This is a genomic window from Accumulibacter sp. (assembly GCF_032229525.1).
Taxonomy (GTDB): Bacteria; Pseudomonadota; Gammaproteobacteria; order Burkholderiales; family Rhodocyclaceae; genus Accumulibacter.
Map to the genome: position 1 here is coordinate 40,751 of NZ_JAVTWB010000179.1, position 1,377 is coordinate 42,127.

The 1,377-nt window shown below is 58.9% G+C and carries 4 protein-coding genes and 1 pseudogene; all 5 read left to right on the forward strand.

All coding sequences use genetic code 11. The features are described 5' to 3' along the window. Window positions 1-25: 25 nt before the first annotated feature. Window positions 26-133 (forward strand): annotated as a pseudogene (locus RUW20_RS13980) (SAM-dependent DNA methyltransferase); the annotation flags it as partial. 10 nt (window positions 134-143) lie between these two features. After that, complete coding sequence (locus RUW20_RS13985) at window positions 144-281, forward strand: hypothetical protein (protein ID WP_313952838.1); 138 nt, start codon at window positions 144-146, stop codon at window positions 279-281. Then, a complete protein-coding gene (locus RUW20_RS13990; protein ID WP_313952839.1) occupies window positions 278-688 on the forward strand; it encodes an HI0074 family nucleotidyltransferase substrate-binding subunit in 411 nt (136 codons plus the stop codon). Before RUW20_RS13985 ends, RUW20_RS13990 begins: the two co-directional genes overlap by 4 nt. Beyond that, complete coding sequence (locus RUW20_RS13995) at window positions 685-1,005, forward strand: nucleotidyltransferase domain-containing protein (protein WP_313952840.1); 321 nt, start codon at window positions 685-687, stop codon at window positions 1,003-1,005. Before RUW20_RS13990 ends, RUW20_RS13995 begins: the two co-directional genes overlap by 4 nt. A gap of 190 nt (window positions 1,006-1,195) precedes the next feature. Next, on the forward strand, window positions 1,196-1,377 hold a 182-nt coding region (locus RUW20_RS14000), incomplete at its 3' end, for a hypothetical protein (protein WP_313952841.1).

The window sequence follows — 1,377 nt, forward strand, 5'->3', positions numbered from 1 at the left end:
CGCCAACCCGGAATCACCGCCCCCCATGTTCGAGCAAGCCCTCAGGAATATCGACAACGACCTGCACAACGAAGCCGGTTGCACCACCGAACTCGACTACACCGAGCAGGCCTCCTGGCTGCTGTTCCTCAGGTAATCTGTCGGTGAAGAACCCGAACGGGGGCGAGGAAGTGATCCACCGCAGCCCGCAGGCCATCATGGACGAGATCGCGGCGCTCGGTGCCGAAAGCGCGAAGGTGCTGGAGAGCATTCGCGAATTGCTGGGAGGGACGAATCAATGAATGCGGATATTCGCTGGAAGCAACGCTTTGAAAACCTGCAGTCGGCCTACCGCAACCTGCAGGAAGCTGTGGCGGCAAACGCAGAAGCTCCTGAAAACAAACTGTTTCAGATGGCGCTGATCAAGGCCTTTGAAATGACGTTCGAGCTCTCCTGGAAAACGATGAAGGATTTCCTCAGCTTCAACGGCATCGACGAAAAGCTGCCACGCGAAATCATCAAACAGGCATTCTCCTCCGACATCATCGCCGACGGTCAGTGCTGGATCGACATGCTGGAAGAGCGCAACCTGATGGCCCATATTTACGACGAGGCCCGCGCCCGCAAAGCCATTGCCCACATTTCTCAGCACTATATGGCGGCACTGGCGCAGTTGCACGCCTACCTGAGCGAACGACTCGCCGCATGAACGAGCTCCGCTTCGGTCTGCCAACGCAGACCCTGGCCGCCATCATCGCTTGTCTGCGCGGCCACCCCGAAATCCACTGGGCCAGCATCTACGGCTCACGCGCCAAGGGCACTTTCCAGCGTGGATCGGACATCGACATCGCCTTCAGCAGCCCCGTCGACTGCACCGCGCACCTGCGCGCAGCACTCGATCAACTGCCGACGCCGTACCAGTTTGATGTGACGCATTACGACAGTCTCGAACACGACGGACTGAAGGCGCACATCGATCGGGTGGGCAAAGTGTTTTATGAGCGCCGAGGTCTTGGCGATGACTAGGGCTGCGATGAAGGCCGGGTGGCAACGCAAAGTCATTGGCGATATCTGCGACCTTGTCAATGGCGGAACACCCAAGACCGGCGTTGCGGAATACTGGGATGGGCCGCACCAATGAATTAACCCTGCCGAAACGGGCAAGCGGACTACGCCTTATATTGACCAAACAGCACAAGCAATCACCGACGCAGGTTTGCAGAACAGTTCGGCAAGTCTCCTGCAGAGCAACACCGCCGCGACCAACGTCGCCAGCTTCGACCTCCGGCTCGCTTACGGCGAAGAGGGCATCCCGGAGCAGTGGTCGCCCATTCCCACTGGGAAGACGATGACCAACCCGGCACCATTCATCGTCATCAGCGCCAACACCTCGGACTC

Bases quoted from the DNA above. Each gene is read 5' to 3' on its own strand.
- RUW20_RS13995 (WP_313952840.1), top strand. From the start codon at position 685: ATGAACGAGCTCCGCTTCGGTCTGCCAACGCAGACCCTGGCCGCCATC.
- RUW20_RS13990 (WP_313952839.1), top strand. From the start codon at position 278: ATGAATGCGGATATTCGCTGGAAGCAACGCTTTGAAAACCTGCAGTCG.